The sequence below is a fragment of the Bradyrhizobium erythrophlei genome, from assembly GCF_042430365.1.
Taxonomy (GTDB): domain Bacteria; phylum Pseudomonadota; class Alphaproteobacteria; order Rhizobiales; family Xanthobacteraceae; genus Bradyrhizobium; species Bradyrhizobium erythrophlei.
Map to the genome: position 1 here is coordinate 52,858 of NZ_JBHMET010000163.1, position 26,137 is coordinate 78,994.

At 65.0% G+C, this 26,137-nt stretch carries 18 protein-coding genes; 6 read left to right on the forward strand and 12 right to left on the reverse strand.

Annotated features, from left to right (window positions below; translation table 11 throughout):
* Window positions 1-1,806: a glycoside hydrolase family 15 protein gene (locus ACFFWD_RS25130; RefSeq protein WP_376969627.1), complete on the forward strand. Its 1,806-nt coding sequence runs from the start codon at window positions 1-3 to the stop codon at window positions 1,804-1,806.
* Between the two features lie 13 nt (window positions 1,807-1,819).
* Here ACFFWD_RS25130 and ACFFWD_RS25135 read toward each other — a convergent pair whose 3' ends face one another.
* From ACFFWD_RS25135 to ACFFWD_RS25170, 8 genes are all read right to left on the reverse strand, one after another.
* Window positions 1,820-2,626 (reverse strand): HAD family hydrolase, encoded by an 807-nt coding sequence (locus ACFFWD_RS25135; protein WP_376969629.1) that lies wholly within the window; start codon window positions 2,624-2,626, stop codon window positions 1,820-1,822.
* Window positions 2,623-3,111 (reverse strand): gluconokinase, encoded by a 489-nt coding sequence (locus ACFFWD_RS25140; protein ID WP_376969707.1) that lies wholly within the window; start codon window positions 3,109-3,111, stop codon window positions 2,623-2,625. The genes ACFFWD_RS25135 and ACFFWD_RS25140 overlap by 4 nt, the downstream gene beginning before the upstream one ends.
* Window positions 3,112-3,139: 28 nt before the next feature.
* On the reverse strand, window positions 3,140-3,892 hold the full coding sequence (gene pgl / locus ACFFWD_RS25145) for a 6-phosphogluconolactonase (RefSeq protein WP_376969631.1): 753 nt from the start codon (window positions 3,890-3,892) through the stop codon (window positions 3,140-3,142).
* Window positions 3,893-3,894: 2 nt separating this feature from the next.
* Complete coding sequence (zwf, locus tag ACFFWD_RS25150; RefSeq protein ID WP_376969633.1) at window positions 3,895-5,403, reverse strand: glucose-6-phosphate dehydrogenase; 1,509 nt, start codon at window positions 5,401-5,403, stop codon at window positions 3,895-3,897.
* Between the two features lie 35 nt (window positions 5,404-5,438).
* Entirely contained in the window at window positions 5,439-6,422 is a 984-nt protein-coding gene (gnd, locus tag ACFFWD_RS25155; RefSeq protein WP_376969635.1) for a phosphogluconate dehydrogenase (NAD(+)-dependent, decarboxylating), read from the reverse strand.
* Between the two features lie 12 nt (window positions 6,423-6,434).
* A complete protein-coding gene (locus tag ACFFWD_RS25160; RefSeq protein WP_376969637.1) occupies window positions 6,435-9,281 on the reverse strand; it encodes a bifunctional transaldolase/phosoglucose isomerase in 2,847 nt (948 codons plus the stop codon).
* 238 nt (window positions 9,282-9,519) lie between these two features.
* Window positions 9,520-9,969: a DsrE family protein gene (locus ACFFWD_RS25165; protein ID WP_376969639.1), complete on the reverse strand. Its 450-nt coding sequence runs from the start codon at window positions 9,967-9,969 to the stop codon at window positions 9,520-9,522.
* Window positions 9,970-10,009: 40 nt separating this feature from the next.
* Window positions 10,010-10,627 carry a hypothetical protein gene (locus ACFFWD_RS25170; RefSeq protein WP_376969641.1) on the reverse strand — a complete coding sequence of 206 codons (618 nt, stop codon included), beginning with the start codon at window positions 10,625-10,627 and terminating at the stop codon, window positions 10,010-10,012.
* A 520-nt stretch (window positions 10,628-11,147) separates the two neighbouring features.
* Between ACFFWD_RS25170 and ACFFWD_RS25175 the strand changes: the two genes are divergently transcribed.
* The 3 genes from ACFFWD_RS25175 to ACFFWD_RS25185 all read left to right on the forward strand — a co-directional run bounded on the left by ACFFWD_RS25175 (window position 11,148) and on the right by ACFFWD_RS25185 (window position 16,045).
* Window positions 11,148-13,094, forward strand: coding sequence for a PrkA family serine protein kinase (locus tag ACFFWD_RS25175; protein ID WP_376969643.1), 1,947 nt, complete (start codon window positions 11,148-11,150; stop codon window positions 13,092-13,094).
* A 138-nt stretch (window positions 13,095-13,232) separates the two neighbouring features.
* The gene (locus tag ACFFWD_RS25180; protein WP_376969709.1) at window positions 13,233-14,501 is read left to right on the forward strand and encodes a YeaH/YhbH family protein; all 1,269 of its coding nucleotides are present in this window, start codon (window positions 13,233-13,235) and stop codon (window positions 14,499-14,501) included.
* Window positions 14,501-16,045 (forward strand): SpoVR family protein, encoded by a 1,545-nt coding sequence (locus tag ACFFWD_RS25185; RefSeq protein WP_376969645.1) that lies wholly within the window; start codon window positions 14,501-14,503, stop codon window positions 16,043-16,045. Before ACFFWD_RS25180 ends, ACFFWD_RS25185 begins: the two co-directional genes overlap by 1 nt.
* Window positions 16,046-16,207: 162 nt before the next feature.
* Here ACFFWD_RS25185 and ACFFWD_RS25190 read toward each other — a convergent pair whose 3' ends face one another.
* The 4 genes from ACFFWD_RS25190 to ACFFWD_RS25205 form a co-directional block, all read right to left on the reverse strand.
* Window positions 16,208-17,263: a 2-oxoacid:ferredoxin oxidoreductase subunit beta gene (locus tag ACFFWD_RS25190; protein WP_376969647.1), complete on the reverse strand. Its 1,056-nt coding sequence runs from the start codon at window positions 17,261-17,263 to the stop codon at window positions 16,208-16,210.
* Window positions 17,260-19,107, reverse strand: coding sequence for a 2-oxoacid:acceptor oxidoreductase subunit alpha (locus ACFFWD_RS25195; RefSeq protein ID WP_376969649.1), 1,848 nt, complete (start codon window positions 19,105-19,107; stop codon window positions 17,260-17,262). Before ACFFWD_RS25195 ends, ACFFWD_RS25190 begins: the two co-directional genes overlap by 4 nt.
* Window positions 19,077-20,876: an FAD-dependent oxidoreductase gene (locus tag ACFFWD_RS25200; RefSeq protein ID WP_376969651.1), complete on the reverse strand. Its 1,800-nt coding sequence runs from the start codon at window positions 20,874-20,876 to the stop codon at window positions 19,077-19,079. Before ACFFWD_RS25200 ends, ACFFWD_RS25195 begins: the two co-directional genes overlap by 31 nt.
* 305 nt (window positions 20,877-21,181) lie before the next feature.
* A complete protein-coding gene (locus ACFFWD_RS25205; protein ID WP_376969653.1) occupies window positions 21,182-21,853 on the reverse strand; it encodes a hypothetical protein in 672 nt (223 codons plus the stop codon).
* Window positions 21,854-22,058: 205 nt separating this feature from the next.
* Here ACFFWD_RS25205 and ACFFWD_RS25210 point away from each other — a divergent pair, with 205 nt between their 5' ends.
* Window positions 22,059-24,548 carry a caspase family protein gene (locus tag ACFFWD_RS25210; protein ID WP_376969655.1) on the forward strand — a complete coding sequence of 830 codons (2,490 nt, stop codon included), beginning with the start codon at window positions 22,059-22,061 and terminating at the stop codon, window positions 24,546-24,548.
* Between the two features lie 35 nt (window positions 24,549-24,583).
* Window positions 24,584-26,128, forward strand: a complete 1,545-nt coding sequence (locus tag ACFFWD_RS25215; protein WP_376969657.1) for a DUF1800 domain-containing protein — start codon at window positions 24,584-24,586, stop codon at window positions 26,126-26,128.
* Window positions 26,129-26,137: the final 9 nt, after the last annotated feature.

Here is a 26,137-nt window from a genome sequence, read left to right on the forward strand (position 1 = left end):
TTGGCCTCTCGGATCGAAGAGTACGGACTGATCGGCGATTGCGAGACCGCAGCGCTGGTCGGCCGCGACGGATCGATCGATTGGCTGTGCTGGCCGGCGTTCGATTCCGAGGCATGTTTTGCCGCACTGCTTGGAACCTCGAACAATGGCCGCTGGCTGATCGCACCTGCGGGCGCGGTCACCAGGACCTCGCGCCACTACTGGGACGACACGCTGATCCTGGAAACCCGGTTGGAGACTGACGGCGGTGTGGTCGCGCTGATCGATTTCATGCCGCCGCGCGGCAAGGCCTCCGATGTGGTGCGGCTGGTGCGCGGCATCAGCGGGCGGGTGAGGCTGCGGATGGAGCTCATCATCCGCTTCGGGTTAGGCGCGGATATTCCCTGGGTCAAGAAGAACCCTGATGGCTCGGGCCTGCTCGCGATCTGCGGGCAGCACATGACCGTGCTGCGCACGCCGGTCGAGACCCGCGGCAAGGACCTGACCACGGTCGCCGAGTTCGAGGTCGGCGAGGGCGAGACGATCCCGTTCGTGCTGACCTACGGACCGTCGCATGTGCCGGTGCCCGAGCCGATCGATCCTGAAGCGGCGCTGCGGGACACCCAGGACTTCTGGCGCGAATGGTGCGGCCGCTGCAGCTATGACGGCGGTCATCGCGACCTCGTCATGCGCGCACTGATCACGCTTAAGGCGCTGACCTATGCGCCGACCGGCGGCATCGTCGCGGCGCCCACCACGTCGTTGCCGGAAAAGCTCGGCGGCAGCAGGAGCTGGGACTATCGCTTCTGCTGGCTGCGCGACGCCACCTTCACGCTGCTGGCGCTCATGAACTCCGGTTATACCGAAGAAGCGGCGGCCTGGCACAATTGGCTGTTGCGCGCGGTGGCGGGCGCCCCGATCAGCATGCAGATCATGTACGGCATCATGGGGCAGCGCCGCCTGCTGGAATGGGAGGCTGCGTGGTTGCCCGGCTACGAGGGCGCTACGCCGGTGCGCGTCGGCAACGCCGCGCACGCGCAGCTGCAGCTCGACGTCTATGGCGAGCTGATCGACGCCTTCCACCAGTCGCGGATGGCAGAGCTCAAACTCGGCGAAGAGAACTGGGCGCTGGAGTGCGCTGTGCTTCAGCATCTCGCCGAGGTGTGGGACAAGCCCGATCACGGCATCTGGGAGCGCCGCGGCGAGGGCAGGCACTATGTTTCGTCCAAGGTGATGACCTGGGTCGCCTTCGACCGCGGCATCAAGAGCGCGGAACGGTTCGGCTTCAAGGCGCCGTTGGTCAAATGGCGCGTGCTGCGTGACGCCATTCATCGCGACGTCTGCGAGAAAGGCTTTGACCGCGAGCTCAACAGTTTCGTCGAAAGCTACGGCTCAAGCCTGCTCGATGCCAGCATCCTGCTGCTGCCGTCGGTCGGCTTCCTGCCGCCGAGCGATCCCCGCGTACTCGGCACGCTGGATGCGATCGAGCGGTACATGATGCGCGACGGCTTTGTGCTGCGGCACGATCCGCGCGAGGCGTCTGACGAGACGCAGCCAATCGAAGGTGCGTTCCTCGCCTGCAGCCTGTGGCTTGCCGACGCCTATGTGCTGGCGGGCGAGATCGACAAGGCGCAGGCTCTGTTCGACCGCGTGGTCGCGGTCGCCAGCGATCTTGGCCTGTTCGCCGAGGAGTTCGACACGGCCGCCGGCCGGCAGACCGGCAACTTTCCGCAGGCCCTGACCCATATCGCGCTGATCAACACCGCGCATAACCTCAGCGACGCCAAGGCCACGGCCGAGAAACCCGCGGTGCAGCGGTCCAAGTAGTCCGCGTGCAGTTCTAGCGGTTGGTCGTTAGCACGACGTCCATCGCGCGTGCAAAACCGTCGCGTTCGTTGGTGTCGGTCACTTCGGTCGCACGGGCCCGCACGTCGTCGCTCGCATTGCCCATGGCAAAGGAAAGGCCGCTTCTCGCGAACATCGGAAGGTCGTTCTGCATGTCGCCGATCGTTGCGACATTGTTGAGGGAGATGCCGAGACGGCCGGCGATGGCTTCGACGAATGTGCCCTTGTCGTGGCCCGGCGGGGTCACGTCGAGATAGTAGGTCTGCGATCGGATCGCCGTTGCCTCGTTGCCGACCGCGTCCTGTATCGCCGCCTCGCAGCGCTGCAGCAGGGGCGCGTCCGAGCTGGCACCGACGATCTTGCAGGCGCTGCCGAGATACGGCGTGAAGTCTGTGACGATCGTCGGGTCGTGCTTGATCGTGCGTTTCTCGTGCGGGACATATTCGCCGTCGGGGTTTTGGGTCAGCCAGTGGTCGTCGGTGAACAGCCAGATGTCGACCCCGTGGTCGCGGAGAAGGTCGATGCTGCGCTGCGCCGCGGCCGGCGGGATCAGATGCTGCTCCAGCGGTTTCAACTGCGGATCGACGATCGCGCTGCCGTTGAACGCGCCGATCGGCAGGGTGATCCCCAGCGGCTCGATCAGGAATCCCATCCCGATCGTCGGTCGGCTGGAGACGATGGTGAAGCCGATACCCGCCTGGCGCAGCTTGCGGACGGCCGCCTTCGCACCATCGGTCAGGATCTTGTCCTTGGTCAGGAGCGTGCCGTCGACGTCGGACACGACAAGGGCGATGTGCGTCATAGGCGGTTCAGATCCAGTTGGCTGACGATAGTCTCAACGATGGATTCGACCGTGTGGTCGATCGCAATCGTGATCGGGCGTTCGTCGGCGGTCGGCGGCTCCAGCGTGCGGAACTGGCTGGCCAGGAGGCCCGGCGGCATGAAGTGCCCTTTTCGTGCAGCGAGGCGAGCGGCGATCAGCTCCTGCGTGCCGTCGAGGAAGATGATGCGGACATCCTCGCGGCCGTGCACGAGGATGTCGCGATAGCTGCGCTTCAGCGCGGAGCAGGCGATCACGGCGCGCTCGTTCACCGTGCAAGTGCGGTCGATCTCGGCGGCAATCGCCCGCAACCACGGCCAGCGGTCCTCGTCGGTGAGCGGCTGGCCTGCGCTCATCTTGGCGACGTTGCGTGCGGGATGAAAGGTGTCGGCATCCTCGTAGCGCCAGCCCAGCCGGATCGCGAGGCGGTCGGCGATTGTGGTCTTGCCCGAGCCGGAGACGCCCATCACAACCAGGGCGCAGGGGCCAGCCTTGTCAGCCACGAAAGTCCTCCGGCAGCGCGGCCTGATCGACCAACCAGACGGTTTCGCCGGTCGACCGCGCACGATTCGCCGGCAGGTTCTCGCCGGCGAGCAGGCGCGTCAAGATCGCGCGCTTCGAGTGGCCTGCGATCTCGAACAGCATCTCGCGGCAGAAGGCGAGCGCCGGCAAGGTCAGCGTGACGCGCGGCACGAAGGGTTCGACATTGGCCTTCGGCACCCCGACCACCCAGCGCCCGGTCTCCTCGACCGCGGGATAGCCCGGAAACAGCGAGGCGGTGTGACCGTCCGGGCCGACGCCCATCAGCACGAGATCGAACAGCGGGCGCGCGGGATCGAGCTGTTCGGCGCCGTAGAAGGCCATCAACTCGTTCTCGTAGAGCGCCGCACTGGTGTCGGGGTCCTTGAGGTCGGCCGTATCGGTGGCGATGGGATGGACGTTTGCGGCCGGAGCGCAGCGATCCAGGAAGGCCTGGCGCGCCATGGTCATGTTGTGCAGCGGATCCTTGCGCGGCACCAGGCGTTCGTCGCCGATGAACCAGTCGACGCGATCCCATGGGATCATGGGGCGGTACTCCGCCGTCGCCAGCAACTGATAGAGCGCCTTAGGGCTGGAGCCGCCGGTGAGGCAGACCGCGACGCGGTCGTCGTTGGCAGCGATCCGCGCGATCAGCCGCTCGGCGGCCGCTTTCGCCAGCGCTGCCGGATCGGCAACCGTGATGATCTTGCGCTGGGCGCTGTCAGCCATGGTCAGCCGAGCTTCCGCCAGCTGCGGCCGTCGCGCGTCAAAAGCGCGTTGGCGGCTTCCGGGCCTTCGCAGCCGGCCTTGTAGGGCTGTAGCCCGCGCCCGCCGGCGTTCTTCCAGGCATCGAGGAAGGGCTGCACCGCCTGCCAGCCGGCCTCGACGCTGTCGGCGCGTTGGAACAGGATGTTGTCGCCGATCATGCAGTCGTAGATCAGCGTCTCATAGCCGGTCGACGGCTCGGCCTTGAAATAGTCCTTGTAGCGGAACTTCATCTCGACGCCGTCGATGTTGATGACGGGGCCCGGCACCTTGGTGTTGAACTGCAGCTCGATGCCTTCGGTCGGCTCGGTCGAGATGACCATATAGTTCTGCGACAGGCGGTCGACCGGCGTGTTGCGGAACATCGCGAACGGCGCCTGCTTGAACTTGATCGCGATCTCGGTCCGCTTGATGCCGAGCGCCTTGCCGGTGCGCAGATAGAAGGGAACGCCGGCCCAGCGCCAATTGTCGATGGTCAGCTTCAGCGCGGCATAGGTCTCGGTGGTGCTGTCGGGCCTGACGTCAGGCGTCTTGAGATAGTCCGCGATCTCGGCGTCGCCGACCTTGCCGCCGCGATACTGGCCGCGCACCGAATTGTGCAGCGCCTCTTCCTCGCTCTGGAGCTGGATCGCGCTGAGAACCTCGGCCTTCTCCGAGCGCACGGCATGCGCATCGAACCGCGCAGGCGGCTCCATCGTGACCAGCGACAGCAGCTGGAAAAGATGGTTCGGCACCATGTCGCGCAGCGCGCCGGTCGCGTCATAGAAGCTGCCGCGATGGCCGACGCCGATTTTCTCGTCCACCGTGATCTGGACGTGGTCGATATGGTTGCGGTTCCAGATCGGCTCGAACATCCCGTTGGCGAAGCGCAGCACCAGGATGTTCTGGACGGTTTCCTTGCCGAGGTAATGATCGATCCGGTAGATCTGGTGCTCGTCGACCAGCTTCAACAGCGCCGCGTTCAGCGCCCTGGCCGATGCGAGGTTGGTGCCGAACGGCTTTTCCACCACCAGCCGCCGCCACGCGCCGTTCTCGGCCAGCATCCCGGTGCGGCCGAGCTGCTCGCTGATCGGCAGGAATGCGCTCGGCGGGGTCGCGAGATAGAACAGCCGATTGCCGCCGGTGTCGCGCGCGGCCTCGAGCCGGTCGAGCCGATCGCGCATCGCATCGAAGGAGGCGGGATCCTTCGGGTCGGCCTCGACCGCGGTGACGCATTCGAACAGGCGTTTCGCGATCGCCTCGTCGACCGGCCGCGTCGCGAACTTACGCAGGCCCTGCATCAGGCTGTCGGTCATCTGCGCGCTCGACACGCCCTTGCGGGCGACGCCGACCACGCAGAATTTCTCGGGCAGCAGATCGGAGGCGGCGAGGTTGTAGAGCGCCGGGATCACCAGGCGGTGCGCCAGGTCGCCGGTGGCGCCGAAGATGATGAAGGAACAGGGATCCGGTTTCTTCCGAACTTGATCGTCAGTCATTCATCTAAGCCTTCCTGCACCTAAGCCTCTCGCATCTAGGCCTTCTTGGGCGGCTCCTTGTGGCCGCCAAAGCCTGCGCGCATCGCGGACAGGATCTTCTCCGCAAACGTATGATACTTGCGCGAGCGGAAGCGCGCGAACAGTGCCGCCGTCAGTACCTCCGCTGGCACCGCCTCGTCGATCGCGGCATTGACGGTCCAGCGGCCTTCACCGGAATCCTCGACGAAGCCCGAATAATTGTCGAGCGTGCGGTTCTCGGCGAGCGCCGATGCGGTGAGGTCGAGCAGCCAGGACGGGATCACGCTGCCGCGCCGCCACACTTCGGCAATGTCAGCGATATCGAGATCGAAGCGGTGCTCGGGCGGCAACGACTCGATGTTGGCGTTCTTGAGAATGTCAAAACCCTCGGCATAGGCCTGCATCAGGCCGTACTCGATGCCGTTGTGGATCATCTTGACGAAGTGGCCGGCGCCAACCGGGCCCGCGTGAATGTAGCCCTGCTCGACCCTGCGATCGCCGCCCTCGCGCCCCTGCGTGCGCGGGATATCGCCGATCCCGGGCGCGAGCGCCTTGAAGATCGGGTCGAGGCGGTCCACCACGGCCTTCTCGCCGCCGATCATCATGCAGTAGCCGCGCTCGATACCCCAGATGCCGCCGCTGGTGCCGACGTCGACATAGTGCAGGCCGCGCTCCTTCAGCGCCTTGCCGCGGCGGACGTCGTCCTGCCAGAACGTGTTGCCGCCGTCGATGATGGTGTCGCCGGGCTGCATCAATCTGGACAGTGCGTCGATCGTCGCTTCCGTGATCTTGCCGGCCGGCAGCATCACCCAGGCGGTGCGCGGCGCCTCCAGCTTGAGGACGAAATCCTCCAGCGACGAGGAACCCAGGGCATTGTCGGCGGCGAGCGCCGCGACGGCCTTGGTGTCCTTGTCGTAGACCACGGCGGTGTGGCCGTGCTTCATCAGCCGGCGGACAATGTTGCCGCCCATCCGGCCGAGACCGATCATGCCGAGTTGCATCGGGCGGCTCCTTCAGTTCAGCGCGGCCAAGATCGCGGCATCGAGCGCCGCAAGCCCGGAGGCGAGATCGCCCTTCAGATGTACGCGAAGGGCGCGCCGGCCGCGCTCGGTGAGCACGTCGAAATCGCCGCGCGCCTGCGCCGCCTTGATCACGCCAAAGCTCGCCTTCTGTCCGGGCACCGGCAGATCCTTGGCGTCGTCGGCGGTGACCTGCAGGAATACGCCGCTGTCGGGCCCGCCCTTATAGGCCTGACCGGTCGAATGCAGGAAGCGCGGGCCGAACTCAGCGCAGGTCGCAAGGTGGCGCGCGTCGCGGACCTTGAGCCGCATTGCCTGCAAGGCGTCAATCGTGTCGCCGTCGCGCTCGATATAGGCAAGCAAGGCGACATAATCGCCGCTGCCGGAGCGGGAAAGATGCGCCCTGATCCACGAGCCGAGGTCGCCATTGGCGCCGGCCCTGCGCAGATCGTCGGCGTTCTGCGCGTCGGTGTAGAGATCGGCCTCGGCCGACGAGACCACCGGCCGCTCCGCAGGCAGTGCGCCGGTCTTCTCGAACGCAGCCGTCAGCTCCCGCGTCTTGATCTTGGCGGCCTCGACGTCGGGCTGGTTGAACGGGTTGATGCCGAGGATCGAGCCCGCCACCGCGGTCGCGATCTCGAAGCGGAAGAACTCCTGGCCGATATGGTCGATCGATTTCATGACGATGCGAACCACCGGATGGCCGGCCGCCTCGAGCGCGGCGAGCTTGGCGTCATGCGCGGCGTCGTCCTCGCCCTCGGTGCGCAGGTCGATGAAGAAGCGGTCGTTGCCGTAGACGGCGGGAGCGCCGATCGTCTCGCCGTCGATCGGGATCAGGCCCTTGCCGTCCTTGCCGGTCGATTCCGCGATCAGTTGTTCGGCCCAGGCGCCGAAATCGGCCACTCTCTCCGAGGCGAAGATCGTCACCTTGTCGCGGCCTTCGAGGCCTGCGATGCCCATGGCGAGGCCAAGCTGCACGCCCGGGTTCTCATGCGGCGGCACATCGGCGCCGCAGGAGCGGACCATCGACAGCGTGTGATGGATCAGGCTGCGGACATCGATGCCGGCCGCGGCGGCCGGCACCAGGCCGAACGGCGACAGCACGGAGTAGCGGCCGCCGATCGCGGGATCGCCGTAGAAGATACGGGCAAAGCCCTGGCTGATCGCGGTCTTCTGCAGCGAGGAGCCGGGATCGGTCACCGCGATGAAGCGATGGCCGGCCTTGTCCCTGCCGATCGCCTGGGCGACGCGGTCGTAGAAGTAGTCCTTCATCACGTTCGGCTCGGTGGTGCCGCCGGACTTGGAGGAGACGATGAACAGCGTCTTGTTGATGTCGACATACTCTTCCATCGCGCGCACCTGCGCCGGATCGGTGGAGTCGAGCACGTGCAGCCGCGGGAAGCCTGACTTGCGCGGGAAGGTTTCGGCCAGCACCTCCGGTCCGAGGCTCGATCCGCCCATGCCGAGCACGACCGCGTCGGTGAAATGCTGCCCCTGCACCCGCCGGGCGAAATCCTCATAGTCGGCGACATCCGCGCTCGCTGCGCTGGTGAGCCAGCCCAGCCATTTGTTCTCGTCGTCGCCGGTCCAGACCGACTTGTCCTTCTGCCAGAGCCTGCGGATCTTGGCCGCGGCGCGCCATTCCTCGGTGCTCTTCTCGACCGCCTTCGCGCTGGTCGCACCGAGCGCGAGCTTCTGGCGATCGATCCCGCCGCCGAGCGAGGTCGCGCGCTTGGAGGCGACTGCGCCATAGAGCTTGTCGGCCGCATCGGCGAACAGCTTGACGCCGTCCTTGACCAGTTCCGCGGTGATCGCGTCGAGCGAGATGCCGGACTTCTCCAGCTCCTCCAGCACGCGGCGGGCGTCGCCGACATTCTGCTCGAGGCTGTCGCGCAGCTTGCCGTGGTCGCGGAATGCATCCAACGTTGCCGGCGGCACGGTGTTGACGGTATCCGGGCCGATCAGCTCCTCGACGTAAAGGACGTCGCTATAGTCCTTGTTCTTGGTGCCGGTTGAGGCCCAGAGCAGGCGTTGCGGCTTGGCGCCCCTGGCCTTGAGCTTGTCCCAGCGGGCGCCCGCGAACAGGCGCTTGTAGTCCTGATAGGCGAGCTTGGCGTTGGCAATTGCGACCTTGCCCTTCAGCGCGGCTAGCCGCTCCTTCTCCGTGGGGTCGTTGGCCTTGGCGATCTTCTCGTCGAGCTGCTTGTCGACGGACGTGTCGATGCGGCTGACGAAGAAGCTCGCGACGCTTGCGATATGGGAGGGGTCGCCGCCCTTGGCGACGTACTTCTCCAGGCCCTTCAGATAGGCCTCTGCGACCTGGCGGTAGACCTTCTGCGAAAACAGCAGGGTGATGTTGATGCTGATGCCTTCGCCGATCAGATACTCGATCGCCGGCAGGCCTTCCGGCGTCGCCGGCACCTTGACCATCAGGTTCTTGCGGTGGACGTCCTTCCAGAGCCGCTCGGCCTCGGCGATCGTGCCCTTGGTGTCCATGGCAAGGTAAGGCGACACTTCGAGGCTGACGAAGCCGTCGCCGCCATGGGTCCGGTCATAGACCGGCCGCAGCACGTCGGCGGCGTTCTGGATGTCCTCGACCGCGATATGCTCGAACAGGTCGGCCACCGACCGGTCGCCCTTCTTCAGCGCCTGGCCGATCGCGCCGTCATATTCGTCCGAACTGCCGATCGCCTTCTCGAAGATCGAGGGGTTCGACGTCACGCCTTTGACGCCGTCGGTCTCGATCAGCGCCTTCAGGTCGCCCTCGGCGACGAAGCCGCGGGCCAGGAAATCCAGCCAGACTGCCTGGCCGTGGTTTTCGAGTGCTTTGACGGGATTCATGGATGCCTGTTCTTGTTCGATCGGGGTCGATTTTCGGGTTCCCGGGCAGCTTTCTGGGGTGGGGCCGGATTGTCAACACGGGGGCGGGCGCCCGGGTGGAATATCAGCATTTCCAAGGGATAACGCCCGTCGCATCAGTTCGATCCCGGGAGGCTGATCTGAACGAAGCTCGATCTCGGCACATTTTTATGACGGGTCGCGAATTTCGCGAATTTAATGAACAGTCGAGGACCAGCCTTCACGGCCGCAGGTAAAGGTAGCCTTGCGACTGTAACTCGGCGAGCCGGACCACGCCGCCCTTGTCGGCGCTAACGAAGCCGGGCAGCAGATCCTTCAGCGTGATGTTCTGCGCCCTCATGGTATTGGCGCAGGCGGCAAGCTCGAGACCGTCCTTCGCGGACTGGCCGACTTGCCGGGACAGGTCGGGGTTGGCGGCGGCCGACTGAAATGCCTTCAGTGCCTGGCCGTGCACCACAAGCGCGATCGTCACATGGTCGGGACCGCCGACGCCGTCGAGGTGGTTCTGGATGTTGCCGATCACGAAGTTGACCTTGTCGAGCTCGTTGAGGTGATAGACCACCTTCAATCGGTTCGGCGGCGGCGCCTCGGTCGCGGCGCTGGCTCGCGATGCGGTGAAGATGGCGCCGATGGTTGAAATCGCGCCCCACAAAACGCTGCGTCGATGCATGGCATCCTGCCAAATTTGCTGTTGCTTGGCGTTGAGCCTATCATTTGTGGCGGAGCGCCGCGAGTTCCTTGCGATCGGTCACAAGTTCGGCGCATTCGCTTGCGTCAGCGCGATCGACGCGAAAGATCCTGTCGTCGGCGCCGGCGAACAGCGCATCGCTCGCCTCGTCGTCCGGCTTATTGCGATTCCAGACCACGATCTTCTGCAGCCGCACGATGGCGGACTTGTCGTCCCTGGACAGCGCCACGTTGACGCCCCCGCCCTCACAATCGACGCCACATTCGAAGCGCGCTTCGTTACCGGCATCGGTCGCGATGGTGTGATTGCAATAGCCGCTGGAGTCGAAATCGCCGGAACGATGGCGGTACTTGATGCCGAGGCGGAACGAGTAATTGGTGGTCTTGTCTTCCGGCGCATCTTCCGCCGCGACCAGGAGCTTCATCGCGCCGACCTTCTGCTTCGGATGCTGTGCGAGGTGATTTGCGTCGTAACGTCGCACAAAGCAGGCATAGGTTTTCTCAAGCCGAGGGAGCGCGAACATCCTGGCGTCGAACGCCATGGCCTTGGCCTTGTCGACGCCATCCTGGGCGTGAGCAACCGATATCGCGCCCGTGCAAGCTGCGCTGACGATGACAACAGTGAGTAGCGTCCGCTTCATGGCTGGCCTCGGGAAAACGCAATGGGAATAAACGATGCTTGCCGCGCATCACAATTAAGCGCGGCAATGGCGCCGCGCCGGAATTGTGGAAGCTCGCTGCCTTAGTCGCGGCAACAGGAGGGCACGTTCAAGCGCACATGAAGGAATGTTTATGCGGCGCGCGACGTGCACATCTTGACGTTACGGCCGCCTCAGCACACATTTTCAGGGAGCCCAACGTTGATCGCCGGGCAGGGAAGTTGCCCCGCTTGGATGTCCGCCCAGGAGGCCAGGACCCCGGTAAACCACGGATGTGGCGGGAGGGCTACAGCCGGCAAAAACAGGCCCCCGACAGCGGATATTGATGAACTATTAAGCTTACTGCTTGTTGATAAGGCAGAGGCTGCACGCGCCGTGCATTGCCGAAGTGAGTCGGTCGAGTGTCCAATGGACGTAGCGTGCCGACGCTGATTCGATCCTGGACGCTCTGGTTGCGACTCGTGTCAGTCGTGCGGCGATACATATCGTGGAGAGAGGGATCATGTACAACGATTCTCTGTTCAACGCCTTCGCTAGGTCGTTCGAAGCGCGAAGCCAGACCGACATGTCGATGGCCGAATATCTGGAGTCGTGTCGAAGCGATCCGATGCGATATGCCAACGCGGCCGAACGGTTATTAGCGGCGATCGGTGAGCCTCAGATGATCGACACGGCCAAGGACCCACGCCTTGGCCGTATCTTTTTGAACCGTACGATCCGTTCGTATCCCGGCTTTGCTGCCGGCTTCTACGGCATGGAGGACACGATCGAGCGCCTCGTCGGCTTCTTCCGCCACGCGGCGCAAGGTCTCGAAGAGCGCAAGCAGATCCTTTACCTGCTCGGACCGGTCGGCGGCGGCAAGTCGTCGCTCGCCGAGCGCATCAAGTCATTGATGGAGGTTCACCCCATCTACGTGCTGAAGGCCGGCGACGAGTTGAGCCCGGTGTTCGAGAGCCCGCTCGGCCTGTTCGATCCGGATTCGCTTGGACCGATCCTCGAGGAGAAGTACGGCATTCCGCGCCGGCGCCTGAGCGGACCGATGAGCCCGTGGTGCTACAAGCGGCTTGAGGCCTTTGGCGGCGACATCTCGCAATTCCGCGTCGCGCGCATCCAGCCGTCGCGGCTGCGCCAGATTGCGGTCGCCAAGACCGAGCCCGGTGACGAGAACAACCAGGACATCTCCTCGCTGGTCGGCAAGGTCGATATCCGCAAGCTCGAGACCTACGCCCAGAACGATCCCGACGCCTACAGCTATTCCGGCGGCCTCAATCGCGCCAACCAGGGCGTGCTGGAGTTTGTCGAAATGTTCAAGGCGCCGATCAAGATGCTGCACCCGCTGCTGACGGCGACGCAGGAGGGCAATTATATCGGCACCGAGAACATCGGCGCGATTCCCTTTGCCGGCGTCATCCTGGCGCACTCCAACGAAGCCGAGTGGCAGAGCTTCAGGGCCAACAAGAACAACGAGGCCTTCATCGACCGCATCTGCGTCATCAAGGTCCCCTACGTCCTGCGGGTGGCCGAGGAGCAGAAGATCTACGAAAAGCTGATCCAGGGCTCGGAGCTCGCCGCCGCACCCTGCGCGCCGGCAACGCTGGAAACGATGGCGCGCTTCTCGGTGATGTCGCGGCTGCGCAAGCACGAGAACTCGACGCTGTTTGCCAAGATGCGGGTCTATGACGGCGAGAGCCTGAAAGAGTCGGATCCGAAGGCGCGCAGTGTCCAGGAATACAAGGACGCTGCCGGCGTCGATGAAGGCATGGACGGCGTCTCGACCCGCTTCGCGTTCAAGGTGCTGGCCTCGACCTTCAACCACGACACCACCGAGGTCGGCGCCGACGCGGTGCACCTGATGTATGTGCTGGAGCAGGCGATCCGCCGTGAGCAGCTGCCCGATGAGGTCGAGAAGCGCTATCTCGAATTCATCAAGGCCGATCTCGCGCCGCGCTATGCCGAGTTCATCGGCAACGAGATCCAGAAGGCCTATCTGGAATCCTATGCCGACTACGGCCAGAACCTGTTCGATCGCTACGTCGACTACGCCGACGCCTGGATCGAGGACCAGGACTTCAAGGACCCCGACACCGGCCAGTTGATGAACCGCGAGCTCCTGAACCAGGAGCTGACCAAGATCGAGAAGCCGGCGGGCATCGCCAACCCGAAGGACTTCCGCAACGAGGTCGTCAAGTTCTCGCTCCGGTCGCGGGCCCACAACAGCGGCAAGAACCCGAGCTGGACCTCCTACGAAAAAGTCCGCGACGTGATCGAAAAGCGGATATTCTCGCAGGTCGAGGATCTGCTCCCGGTCATCTCCTTCGGTTCCAAGAAGGACGGCGAGACCGAGAAGAAGCACGGCGAGTTCGTCGCGCGGATGGTGGAGCGCGGTTATACCGAGCGCCAGGTCCGCCGGCTCGTCGAGTGGTACATGCGGGTGAAACAGGCCGGTTAGCGCATGATCCGGGAAATGGAACCGGTTTCTCCACGCAAGCGCCTGCCGTTTGCGTGGAAGTCATGCATAATCAAACAGACGGGATCGTAGTGCGGTCCCCGTGATCGCAGCTTGGTCCGAGGCGGATGCAACGTGGTCATTCATATCGTCGATCGTCGCCTGAATCCGGGTAGCAAGAGCCTGGAGAACCGCCAGCGGTTCCTGCGCCGCGCCAAGGCGCTGGTTCAGGGAGCCGTGAAGAAGTCGTCGCAGGACCGGGACATCAAGGATGTCCTGGAAGGCGGCGAAGTCTCCATCTCGCTGGACGGGATGGATGAGCCGCGGTTCCGCCGCGAGGGCGGGACGCGCGACATGGTGTTGCCCGGCAACAAGAAATTCGTCGAAGGCGACTGGCTGCCGCGGCCGAACCAGAGCGGCGGCAAGGGGTCCGGGGCCGGAGAGGGCGACAGCGAGGACGCCTTCCGCTTCGTGCTGAGCCGCGACGAATTCGTCGACCTGTTCCTGGACGACCTGGAACTGCCCGACCTTGCCAAGCGCAAGCTGGCGGATACTGAAAACGAGGGCATCCAGCGCGCCGGCTATGCTACCTCGGGCTCGCCCGCGAACATTTCGATCAGCCGCACCGTGAGCCGTGCCCTGGCCCGGCGTGTTGCGCTGCGGCGGCCGCGACAGGAGGACATCGAGGCGCTCGAGGAGGAACTCACCCGTTGCGATGGCGAGCGCCGCGCCGAGCTACTGGCCCTGCTCGAGGCCCTGAAGGCCAAGGTCAAGCGGATCCCGTTCATCGATCCGATCGATATCCGTTACCGCCGCTTCGAGATGGTTCCCAAGCCGGTCGCGCAGGCGGTGATGTTCTGCCTGATGGACGTCTCAGGCTCGATGTCCGAGCACATGAAGGACCTGGCCAAGCGGTTCTACATGCTGCTCTACGTGTTCCTGAAGCGCCGCTACAAGCACGTCGAGATCGTGTTCATCCGGCACACCGACCGCGCCGAGGAGGTGGACGAGGAGACCTTCTTCCACGGGCCGGCCTCCGGCGGCACCTTGGTGTCGAGCGCCCTTGTTGCGATGCACGAGATCGTGCGTGCCCGCTTCCGCCCGGCCGACTGGAACATCTATGCTGCGCAGGCCTCCGACGGCGACAACATGACCTCCGACAGCGGGCTGACCGGTCAGCTCTTGACCGACAAAATCCTGCCGGTCTGCCAGTTCTTCGCCTATCTGGAGGTCGGCGAGGCCGCCAATTACACCTTCGACATGCCGGACTCCTCGCTGTGGACGCTCTATGAGCGGCTGCGCAATGACGGCGCGCCAATGTCGATGCGCAAGGTCAGCGAGCGCGGCGAGATCTTCCCGGTGTTCCAGGATTTGTTCAAACGCCGCGGCAAGCAGGAAAGGGTGGCGTAATGGGCTCGTCGGGGGAGCGGCTGTTTGAAGGTGCCGACTGGGATTTCCATATCCTGCAGCGCGTCCATGACGCCTGCGAGAAGATCGCTCGCAAGGAGCTCGGGCTCGACGTCTATCCGAACCAGATCGAGGTCATCACCGCCGAGCAGATGCTGGATGCCTATTCGTCGGTCGGCATGCCGCTGTTCTACAAGCACTGGTCGTTCGGCAAGCAGTTCGCGTTCCAGGAGGCGTCCTACCGCAAGGGCCTGATGGGCCTCGCCTATGAGATCGTGATCAACTCGTCGCCCTGCATCTCCTACCTGATGGAGGAGAACACTGCGACCATGCAGACGCTGGTGATCGCGCATGCGGCGTTCGGGCACAATCACTTCTTCAAGAACAACTACTTGTTCAAGCAGTGGACCGATGCCGACGGCATCCTCGACTATCTCGACTTCGCCAAGAGCTATCTGGCGATCTGCGAGGAGCGCCATGGCAGCCAGGCGGTCGAGCGGACGCTCGATGCCGCGCATGCGTTGATGTCGCACGGCATCGACCGCTATCCCGGAAAGAAGACGCTCGATCTTCGCGCCGAGGAGAAGCGAGCCGGCCAGCGCCGCAAGCACGAAGAGGAGATGTTCAACGACCTGTGGCGGACGGTGCCGACCACCAAGACCAAGACCAAGGCAACCCTGAGCGCCGAGCGCCGCCGCGCGCTGCTCGGCCTGCCGCAGGAGAACATCCTCTATTTCCTGGAGAAGACTGCGCCGCGGCTGCATCCATGGCAGCGCGAGATCATCCGCATCGTGCGCCACATCGCGCAGTATTTCTATCCGCAGAGCCAGACCAAGGTGATGAACGAGGGCACCGCGACCTACGTCCATTACCGCATCCTGAACCGCCTGCATCAGCAGGGACGGATTTCCGACGGCAACTTCCTCGAATTCCTGCAGTCGCACACCAATGTGGTGTTCCAGCCCGAATTCGACGATCGCCGTTACTCCGGCTTCAATCCCTACGCGCTCGGTTTCGCCATGATGCAGGACATCGAGCGCATCGTGACCAGCCCGGAGGACGAGGATCGCCAGTGGTTCCCCGATATCGCCGGCAAGGGCGACGTCGAGGGCGTGCTGCGCGAGATATGGAGCAATTATCGCGACGAGAGCTTCATCGGCCAGTTCCTGAGTCCGGCGCTGATCCGTCGCTTCCGCATGTTCCACCTGCACGACGACCCGGCGGAAAGCGCCGGCATCAAGGTCGATGCCATCCATGACGAGCGCGGCTATCGGCGGGTCCGCCGCGAGCTCGCGCGGCAATACGATGTCGGCTTCATCGACGCCAATATCGAGGTCGTCGACGTCGACCTCGACGGCGATCGCCGGCTGATGCTGCGTCATACCACGGTGAAGGGCGCGCAGCTCAACGAGACCGACGCACGGCGCGTGCTGCAGCACCTCGCCGACCTCTGGACCTACGACGTCGCCCTCGTCGAGGTCGATGGCACCGACAAGGTGCTGAAGGAGTACGTCGTCAGCCCGCGTGCGGCCGCGGTGGCGGCGTAGGGCTTTGGCCTCAGGGCTGTTTCAACTTCTCTGATTGGCTTCTTCTCGCTGTCATCGCCCGCGAAGGCGGGCGATCCAGTACTCGGCGGCCCCTCAGTCAATCCCCGCCGCCAGTGATTACTGGATGCCCCGCCTTCACGGGGCATGACGGCGGATCGGTAATCACCGCAGGCTGGCGTTGATCTTGTCCAGCACGGCCGAGCCGGGGCACAACGCCTTTTCGTCGAGCCTGTTGAGCGGTGTCTCGACGGTGTCGAGATGGGCGTGCAGGTCGTCCGCGTCCGGATCGACATAGAGCAGTCCGGTGGCGATCTGGCCCTTGGCCGCGTGCTTCTGCAGGAAGGTCATCGCGCCGAGCCGGTCGTGCGGATCGTAGTCGGCGTCGAGCTTGCGCAGCGCCAGCCGCGAACCGTCATGCTGCTCGACCACCTGCACGGTGCCCGGCGCATAGTCGACGCTGATCGGATCGCGGCCGACCAGCACGTCGAGGCGGTTTACCGCGTCATTGTGCTCGCGGACATAGTCGAAACTCTTTGTCGAGCCGGCGTGATTGTTGAAGGCGATGCAGGGGCTGACGACGTCGATGAAGGACGCGCCCTTGTGCCGGATCGCCGCCGCGATAAGCGGCACCAGCTGGGTCTTGTCGCCGGAGAAGCTGCGCGCCACGAAGGTCGCCCCTAACTGCAGCGCGATCGCGACGAGGTCGATCGCGTTGTCGGTGTTGACGACGCCCTTCTTCGACTTGGAGCCGCGGTCGGCGGTCGCCGAGAACTGGCCCTTGGTCAGGCCGTACACGCCGTTGTTCTCGACGATGTAGGTCATGTTGACGCAGCGCCGGATCGAATGCGCGAACTGGCCGAAGCCGATCGACGCGGAATCGCCGTCGCCGGAGACGCCGAGATAGATCAGGTCGCGGTTGGCGAGGTTGGCACCGGTCAGGACCGACGGCATGCGGCCATGCACCGAGTTGAAGCCGTGCGAGTTGCCGAGGAAGTAGTCCGGCGTCTTCGACGAGCAGCCGATGCCCGAGATCTTCGCCACCCGATGCGGCTCGATCGAGAGCTCGAAGCAGGCCTCGATGATCGAGGCCGTGATCGAGTCGTGGCCGCAGCCGGCGCACAGCGTCGAGATCTTGCCCTCGTAGTCGCGGTGGGTGAAGCCGAGATCGTTCTTCTTCAGGCCCGGATGATGAAACTTCGGCTTTGCGATGTAGGTCATGACACGGCCTTACGGAGAGGGGTCACCTTGAGGTGGTCCTGGTGGTCGCCGATGGCGTTGGCGATGAAGCGCGCGGTGATCGGCGTGCCGTCATAGTGCAGGATCGGCACCAGCCGGACCGGATCGATGCCGTTCTCGTTGACGATCAGCTGGCGCAGCTGGGCATCGCGGTTCTGCTCGACCACGTAGACGAAATCGTGGTCGGCGATGAAGCTCGCGACGCTGGAGTGGAACGGGAAGGCGCGGATGCGCATGCGGTCGAGCTGATGACCCTTTGCCTCCAGGATGCCGATCGCCTCGTCCATCGCCGGCGACGTCGAGCCGAAATAGATCACGCCGTATTTGGTGGGCTTGGCCGCGTTGGCCTGCAGCGGCCGCGGCACCATGTCCTGCGCGGTCTCGAACTTGCGCACCAGCCGCTGCATGTTGTCGGCGTAGACAGCGCCTTCCTCCGAATAGCGGGCGTAGCGATCGCGCGAGGTGCCGCGGGTGAAGTAGGAGCCCTTGGTCGGATGCGTGCCGGGATAGGTGCGGTAGGGGATGCCGTCGCCGTCGACGTCGAGGTAGCGGCCGAAATCGCGGCCTTCCTCGAGCATCTCCGCGGTCATCACCTTGCCGCGATCATACTGCCGCGCATCGTCCCATTTCAGCGGGCGGCACAGCCTGTGGTTCATGCCGATGTCGAGGTCGAGCATCAGGAAGATAGTCGTCTGCAGCCGCTCGGCGAGGTCGAAGGCGGAAGCCGCAAACTCGAACGCCTCCGCCGGATCCTCGGGGAACAGCAGCACATGCTTGGTGTCGCCATGGGACGCGTAGGCGCAGGCGATGATGTCGCATTGCTGGGTGCGGGTCGGCATGCCGGTCGAGGGGCCGGCGCGCTGGATGTTCATGATCACGGCCGGAATCTCGGCGAAGTAGGACAGGCCGATGAACTCCGTCATCAGCGAGATGCCGGGGCCGGAGGTCGCGGTGAAGGCCCGTGCGCCGTTCCAGGAGGCGCCGATCACGATGCCGATCGAGGCGAGCTCGTCCTCACCCTGCACGATCGCGTATTTCGCCTTTCCGGTCTCGGGGTCGTGGCGGTACTTCTTGCAGTGGCTGGTGAAGGCCTCCGCCACCGACGACGACGGCGTGATCGGGTACCAGGCGCACACGGTGGCGCCGCCATACACGGCGCCGAGCGCGGCCGCGCTGTTGCCCTCGAGGAAGATGCGGTCGCCGACCTTGTCGGACTTCCGCACCCTGAGGCCGATCGGGCACTTCAGGTTCTGCAGCGCCCAGTCGCGGCCGAGATGCAGCGCATGGACGTTGGAGGACAGGAGCTTCTCCTTGCCCTTGTACTGCTCGCCGATCAGCTGCTCGACCACCTTCGGGTCCATGTCGAGCAGCGCGCAGAGCGCGCCGAGATAGATGATGTTCTTGAACAGCTGGCGCTGCCTCGGATCGCTGTAGGTCGAGTTGGTGATCGCGGTCAGCGGCACGCCGATGACGGTGATGTCCTCGCGGAATTTCGACGACGGCATCGGCTTGGTCGAATCGTAGAACAGGTAGCCGCCGGGCTCGATTCCGGCGACGTCCTTGTCCCAGGTCTGCGGGTTCATCGCGACCATCATGTCGACGCCGCCGCGGGCGCCGAGATGGCCGTCCTCGGTGACGCGCACCTCGTACCAGGTCGGCAGGCCCTGGATGTTGGAGGGGAAGATGTTGCGCGGTGACACCGGCACGCCGTGGCGCAGGATCGAGCGCGCGAACAGCTCGTTGGCGGAGGCCGAGCCCGAGCCGTTGACGTTGGCGAAGCGGACGACGAAGTCGTTTACGCTGCTGATCGGGCTTTGGACTGACATGTTGATCCTGCGTGAACCATATCGATGAGGTATTTCTGCATGTCCCAGGCGCCGGTCGGGCAGCGCTCGGCACAGAGCCCGCAATGCAGGCAGACGTCTTCGTCCTTGGCCATGATGCGCCCGGTCTTCAGCCCGTCGGCGATGTAGAGCGCCTGGTCGTGATGCGGCGAGGGCGCCTGCAAACGCTGCCGCAGGTCATCCTCTTCGCCGTTCTCGGTGAAGGTGATGCAGTCCATCGGGCAGATGTCGGCGCAGGCGTCGCACTCGATGCAGAGCGGCGCCGAGAACACGGTCTGAACGTCGCAGTTCAGGCAGCGCTGCGCCTCGCCGAGCGCGAGCTTGAGGTCGAAGCCGAGCTCGACCTCGGCGCGGATGTCCTTCAGCGCGATCACCTTGTCGCGATGCGGTACCTTGAAGCGCTTGTCGGCGGAGATGTCGTTGTCGTAGCTCCACTCGTGGATGCCCATCTTCTGCGAGGAGACATGCACCTCCGGCAGCGGGCGCTCGTTGATGTCCTCGCCGGACAGCATCTTGTGGATCGACAGCGCGGCATCATGGCCGTGTGCCACCGCCCAGATGATGTTCTTCGGTCCGAACGCGGCGTCGCCGCCGAAGAACACCTTCGGGTTGGTGGATACGAACGTCGTCGGGTCGACCTTCGGCATGTGCCACTTGTCGAATTCGATGCCGCAATCGGCTTCGATCCAGGGAAACGCGTTCTCCTGGCCGACCGCAACCAGCACATCGTCGCAGGGCACGGTCTGGTCCGGCTCGCCTGATGGCACCAGGTTGCGGCGGCCCTTGGCGTCGTACTCGGCCTTCACCTTCTGGAAGGTGACGCCGGTGGGCTTGCCGTTGTCGTGGACGAAGGCGACCGGCACCATGAAATTGAGGATCGGGATGTCCTCGTGCAGCGCGTCTTCCTTCTCCCACGGCGAGGCCTTCATTTCCTCGAAGCCGGAGCGGACGATCACCTTGACGCTTTCGCCGCCGAGGCGGCGCGCGGTGCGGCAGCAGTCCATCGCGGTGTTGCCGCCGCCGAGCACGATGACGCGGCGGCCGATCTTGTCGACATGGCCGAACGAGACCGAGGCCAGCCACTCGATGCCGATATGGATGTTGCCGGCGGCTTCCTTGCGGCCGGGGATATCGAGCTCGCGGCCGCGCGGCGCCCCGCTTCCGACGAAGATCGCGTCGTAATTTTCGGCGAGCAGCTGTTTCATGCTCTCGATGCGGTGGCCGCCCTTGAACTCGACGCCGAGGTTGAGGATGTAGTCGGTCTCCTCGTCGATCACGGTATCGGGCAGACGGAACTTCGGAATCTGGCTCCGCATCATGCCGCCGGCCTTGGGATCCGCGTCGAAGACGGTGCAGTGATAGCCGAGCGGCGCGAGATCGCGCGCCACCGAAAGCGACGCCGGACCGCCGCCGACCAGCGCGATGCGCTTGCCGTTCTTCGGTCCAGGCTTCGGCAGCCGGTGCTTGATATCGTCCTTGAAGTCGGCGGCGACGCGCTTCAGGCGGCAGATCGCGACCGGATTCTCCTCGACGCGTCCGCGGCGGCAGGCCGGCTCGCAGGGGCGGTCGCAGGTGCGTCCCAGAATCCCGGGAAACACGTTCGACTGCCAATTGATCATGTAGGCGTCGCTGTAACGCCCCTCAGCAATCAACCGGATGTACTCGGGAACAGGTGTGTGTGCGGGACAGGCCCATTGGCAATCGACTACTTTGTGAAAGTAATCCGGCGCCGCGATATCAGTCGGTTTCATTCCTACCTTTGTCCCGCGCGAAAATGCCAGATCCAGCGCGGCCTTATCGTTGACAGCGAACGCTCATGCGACGTTCTTCCGGTTTTCAAATTGGATCATAGACTTATCTTATTAGAGCCGTTCCAGAGAAGGCAAAGGCAATTTTCCGCGATCTTCAGCTTTCGCGCGGCTGCTGTGCGTCCAGCGTTCGGCTCGATCAAATTATGTGGCGGTGCAGCATGGTGCGCCGCCACATCGCGTGCATTTGCTTCAACTCTCCGCGAGTCGCCGCATCTCTCCCGGTTGTTAAGTCGCGCGCAATCCGGTTAGCGCTGCGGAAGGTCGCTCTTCGCGAGGTCCCACAGCAGACGGTAGACGCCACTCGTGACGATCAGCGGCTTGAGCGCCGCGTTGTCGATGATGCGCGCGGCGGCAGCCGGGACAGCGCTCACATCCGTTGCATCGATCAGCGCGAACCAGTCGGCGGCGCCGGGATCGGCCTTCGCGGCATCCGCCGTCAATGGCTTCGACAACGCCGGATCGTTCTCGAGCAGGTGCATCGAGATGATGCCGTCGAGCGGAACGGGGTCGAGCAGCTCTCGCAATGCAGCGCGCAGCCTGTCGGCGCCATCGGCCGGCGGACGCAGGCGGATGATGCCGAGCGCTGCGCCGCGCCCGGTGCCGCGGCTGATGGTGATGCGTGCGACGCCGCGGATCATGTTCTTGAAGCGCGCGATGTTGGTGTTCGACCATGCGGTCTGGCTGGCGAGCGCCTTGCGGTAGGCCGGACTGTCGAGCACCTCGAAGGTCGCGGTCGAATAAAGGCTCAGATATTTCGGCTTGCCGTCATGGGCGACGTAGCGGCGCGCTTCGAGGAAGCCGTCGATGGCGACTCGCTCCTCGATATGTTCGCGGTCGTACCAGCGGTTGAATTCAGCCTCGTGTAAGCTGTCGACGTCCATCGATGTCAGCAGCATGCCCTGTCCGGCAATCGGCATTGTTTGCTCCTTGCAGCCTGTTTTATCTGCTAAATATCGCCGAAGCGGATGACCGACGGAAGCTCGTTCCGTGCACGGAAGGTGGCAAAAGGCCAAGGAATGCCACATTTGGTGCAATTCTGTTCAGCGTGGGTTCAGAAGGGCTGGACTTCCATTGGCCCGCCAAATGCTAAAGCGGCTGAAAGCGGCCGAAGAGGGGACTACCATGGCGCGAATTTTATGGGCGTTGATCGTCGGTCTGGTGTCGCTGGCGTCATTGCCCGCGCAGGCGCAGGAGCAGGAAAAGCGGCTAGCGCTGGTGGTCGGTAACGGCGCCTATGAGGCCGGTGCACTGCAAACCGCCGCCAACGACGCCGGCCTGATCGCGCAGACCTTGCAAGCCGCGGGCTTCGACGTGATCGGTGCGCGTGACCTCGACGGCGAGACGCTGCGCAAATCCTTCCGCGACTTCATCCAGAAGGTGCAGGCGGCCGGACCCAATAGCGTCGCCGTCGTCTATCTCGCCGGCTACGGCGTGCAACTGACCGGCGAGAATTACTTCGTGCCGGTTGACGCCAAGATCGCGCGCGACACCGACGTGCCGGTCGAGGCGATTCGCATCTCTGATTACACGCGGCAGCTCTCGGCCTCGCAGGTCAAGGCCAGCGTGATCGTGCTCGATGCGGCGCGCACCAATCCGTTCGCCAGGGCGGGCCAGCCGCTCGCCGGCGGCCTGGCGCTGGTCGACCCCGACCCGAAGATGCTGATCGCCTTCAACTCCGCGCCAGGCACCGTCGCCCCCGACGGCGCGCCGCCCTACGGCCCCTACGCGCAGGCACTTGCGGAGATGATCCGCACCGGCGGCCTGACGCTGCCGGAGGTGTTCGACCGGGTTCGCCTGCGCGTCAATGAGATGACCAAGGGCGCGCAGATTCCGTGGGACGCGCAGAAGATCGACGCGCCGTTCCTGTTCTTCGAGCGCAAGCCGGATGCGCCGCCGGTCCAGGTCGATGCCGGAGCGCGCAGCAAGCCGATCCGCGACTACTCCGCGCAGGACGCCTACGCGGCGGCGCTGGAGCGCGACACGCTGCAGGGCTACGAGGAGTATCTGCAGGTCTATCCGAACGACCCGCTCGCCAGGCGCGTGCGCGCGATCGTGGCGGCGCGGCGCGAGGCCATCACCTGGCGGCGCACCTATAACGCCGATACGCCGGCCGCCTACTGGTCCTATCTCGACCGCTATCCGCGCGGCCCGCACGCGGCCGACGCGCGGCGCCGGCTCGCCTATCTCTCGGCAGCGCTGGAGCCGCCGCCGCAGTTTGCGCCGATCGTCTATGACGTGCCGCCGCCGCCGCCGGATGAGATCGTCTATGTCGATCGTCCCGTGCTTTACTACAGCGATCCGGTGTTCGATTTCGTGCCGCCGCCGCCGCCGCCGGTGTACTTCCTGCCGCCGCCGCCGCCGGATTTCGTCGTGCTGGCGCCGCCGCCGCCGCCGATCGGGCTGTTCGTGCTGCCGACGCCGCTGTTCGTCGCGATGCCGGCCTATGTCAGCGCGCCGGTCTATGTCGCGCCGCCGCCGAACAACATCGTCTACAACAACATCCACAACACGACGATCATCAACACCGTCATCAACAATCCGAACCCGACGCCCGCGCAGTTGAGCGCAGCCGGAGTGAGGCCGGCTGTGCCCGGCGGCACCGTGTCGACGGCGCCGTCGCTGCCGCCCGCCGCGCTGCAGAGGGCCAATCTGGTGCCGCCGTCGGGCACAGCCGCGCCTGGCCGGCCGGGCGCCCTGCCACAGGGCACCGCTCAACCCGGCGCCGCTCAACCGGGCGTCACCCAACCGGGCGTCACTCAGCCGGGTGCTGGCCAACCAGGCTTGGGCGCAAGGACGGCAACTGCGCCCGCGACCCAGCCGGGCACCGCGCCGAACGCGAACACCGCCACTACGCCTGCGGGCCCCGGCGCGCTAGGTGCCCACACCTTGCCGGGCGCCAAGAACGGACCGCCATTGCCGCAGACAACGACGCCGCAGACGGCGACGGCGCCACCCACCGGCACGCAGCCGGCGCAGGGTACCAGGCCGCAGGGCACCAATACCGCAGTGGCGCCCGCCAACGCGCCGCAGGGGACGTCAGGCAGACCCACCGCCAACGCTCCGGTGACCGGCGGCAAGCCGCAGGTCGGTGCAGTCCAACCCGGTGCGCAACAGTCGCCGGCGATCAGGCCTGACAGCCTCAGGTCCGGCGGAACGGCGCCGGCCGCGCATGGGGTGACCGCGCCAATCACTACGGCGCCGGCGAACGCGGCGAGGCCATCGATCGCAAACGCCCCCAATCCGGCGATCCGTGCGGCGCCTCCGCCGCCACCGCCTTCGCATGTGGCACCGTCACACGCCGCGGTGAACCCCGCGCCCGTGGTCGTGCGTCCGCCACCACCTCCTGCAGCTCGCGTTGCGCCTCCGCCGCCACCGCCGCCGCATGTCTCGGCACCGCCGCCGCCTCCGATGGCCGCTCGCGCGCCCCCGCCGCCGCCACGCGTTGTAGCTCCACCGCCGCCGCCTCCACACGTGGCGGCACCGCCGCCGCCTCCACGTATGGCGGCTCCGCCGGCACCGCCTCCGCATATAGCGGCACCGCCGCCGCCGCGGCCTGCGGCCGCAGCGAGGCCCGGGTCGCCGCCCTGTCCGCCCGGACAGTGCCAACGCTGATCGCGTGAAGGGAACGGCCGAGCAGGTCAACATCCATGAGCATCGTTGCAGCCTTCGGTATCCGGTCGATCTCGAAGCTCATGCTCGGCGCAATCGCGGTGCTGGTGGTGAGCCACCAGCCCGTGCGTGCGGCCGAGCTCACGCCGCAGGACATCGCGCTACTGGATCGCCTGACCTGGGGCGTCAACGCCTCGAGCGCGGCGCATCTGCGTGAGGTTGGCGTCGAGCGCTGGCTGCAGGAGCAATTGCATCCGGCGAGTTCAACCTTGCCGGATGCCGCCCGCAAGCAGATCGAGGCGATGCCGGATGTCCATCGCTTCGCCTTCGATATCGCCGTCTCCTTCGACCAGCAGGCGAAGTCCGCCAACCAGGTCGCCGATCCCGAGCAGCGCAAGGCCGCGCAGCAGGTCTACCAGCAGGCGATGAGCGAGCGTGCAAGGCAGGCCGCGGCCCGCACCGTCCTGCGCGCGCTCTATGCGCCGGATCAGCTCCGTGAGCGCCTGACCTGGTTCTGGTTCAATCACTTCAACGTCCACCAGTACAAGTCGAACATCCGCGTGCTGGTCGGCGACTATGAGGATCGCGCGATCCGCGCCAACGCGCTCGGCCGTTTCCGCACGCTGCTTGCGGCGACGCTGCATCATCCGGCGATGCTGCGCTATCTCGACAACTCCGACAACGCGGCCGGCCACCTCAACGAGAACTACGCCCGCGAGATCATGGAGCTGCACACCATGGGTGTCGGCTCCGGCTACACCCAGGCCGATGTCGAGGCCTTGGCGCGGATCCTCACCGGCGTCGGGATTGACTTCAAGTCGGAGGATCCGAAGCTCAAGCCCGAGCTGCAATCCCAGCTGGTCCGTGAAGGCGCGTTTGAATTCAATCCGGCGCGGCATGACTATGGCGACAAGACCTTCCTCGGCCACCAGATCAAGGGCCGCGGGCTCGTCGAGGTCGACGAGGCCCTCGACATCCTCTGCCGTCATCCGGCGACCGCGACGCATCTGTCGAAGCAGCTTGCGACCTATTTCGTATCAGACAATCCGCCCGACGGTTTGGTGCAGCGCATGGCGCAGACGTTCCAGAAGACCGACGGAGACATCGCGGCTGTCATGGCGACGCTGGTGCATGCGCCGGAATTCGCCGCGACCTTGAAGGGCGGCACCAAGTTCAAGGACCCGATGCACTATGTGACGTCGGCGGTGCGGCTCGCCTACGACAACAAGGTCATCCTCAACACGCTGCCGATCCAGAACTGGCTCAACCGCCTCTCTGAGGGCCTGTTCAACCACGAGACCCCGGATGGCTACTCGATGCTGTCGGCCGCCTGGAACGGCCCCGGCCAGATGATGCTGCGCTTCGAGATCGCGCGCGCGATCGGCTCGGGCTCGGCGGGGCTGTTCAAACCGAACGAGCCCAATGCGGCCGACCAGCCGGCGTTTCCGCTTGTGATGAACGGGCTCTATTTCAGCAATCTCAGGCAGACGCTCAGTCCGACGACGCTCGCCGCGCTCGACCAGGCGGTGTCGCCGCAGGACTGGAACACGCTCTTCCTGTCGTCACCGGAATTCATGCACTGACAAGGGAGG

Excerpts from the sequence above, each read along its gene's own strand:
- ACFFWD_RS25135 (WP_376969629.1), bottom strand. The coding sequence starts at position 2,626 with ATGACGCACATCGCCCTTGTCGTGTCCGACGTCGACGGCACGCTCCTG.
- ACFFWD_RS25140 (WP_376969707.1), bottom strand. The coding sequence starts at position 3,111 with ATGGGCGTCTCCGGCTCGGGCAAGACCACAATCGCCGACCGCCTCGCG.
- pgl (WP_376969631.1), bottom strand. The coding sequence starts at position 3,892 with ATGGCTGACAGCGCCCAGCGCAAGATCATCACGGTTGCCGATCCGGCA.
- zwf (WP_376969633.1), bottom strand. The coding sequence starts at position 5,403 with ATGACTGACGATCAAGTTCGGAAGAAACCGGATCCCTGTTCCTTCATC.
- gnd (WP_376969635.1), bottom strand. The coding sequence starts at position 6,422 with ATGCAACTCGGCATGATCGGTCTCGGCCGGATGGGCGGCAACATTGTC.
- ACFFWD_RS25160 (WP_376969637.1), bottom strand. The coding sequence starts at position 9,281 with ATGAATCCCGTCAAAGCACTCGAAAACCACGGCCAGGCAGTCTGGCTG.
- ACFFWD_RS25165 (WP_376969639.1), bottom strand. The coding sequence starts at position 9,969 with ATGCATCGACGCAGCGTTTTGTGGGGCGCGATTTCAACCATCGGCGCC.
- ACFFWD_RS25170 (WP_376969641.1), bottom strand. The coding sequence starts at position 10,627 with ATGAAGCGGACGCTACTCACTGTTGTCATCGTCAGCGCAGCTTGCACG.
- ACFFWD_RS25175 (WP_376969643.1), top strand. The coding sequence starts at position 11,148 with ATGTACAACGATTCTCTGTTCAACGCCTTCGCTAGGTCGTTCGAAGCG.
- ACFFWD_RS25185 (WP_376969645.1), top strand. The coding sequence starts at position 14,501 with ATGGGCTCGTCGGGGGAGCGGCTGTTTGAAGGTGCCGACTGGGATTTC.
- ACFFWD_RS25190 (WP_376969647.1), bottom strand. The coding sequence starts at position 17,263 with ATGACCTACATCGCAAAGCCGAAGTTTCATCATCCGGGCCTGAAGAAG.
- ACFFWD_RS25195 (WP_376969649.1), bottom strand. The coding sequence starts at position 19,107 with ATGTCAGTCCAAAGCCCGATCAGCAGCGTAAACGACTTCGTCGTCCGC.
- ACFFWD_RS25200 (WP_376969651.1), bottom strand. The coding sequence starts at position 20,876 with ATGAAACCGACTGATATCGCGGCGCCGGATTACTTTCACAAAGTAGTC.
- ACFFWD_RS25205 (WP_376969653.1), bottom strand. The coding sequence starts at position 21,853 with ATGCCGATTGCCGGACAGGGCATGCTGCTGACATCGATGGACGTCGAC.
- ACFFWD_RS25210 (WP_376969655.1), top strand. The coding sequence starts at position 22,059 with ATGGCGCGAATTTTATGGGCGTTGATCGTCGGTCTGGTGTCGCTGGCG.
- ACFFWD_RS25215 (WP_376969657.1), top strand. The coding sequence starts at position 24,584 with ATGAGCATCGTTGCAGCCTTCGGTATCCGGTCGATCTCGAAGCTCATG.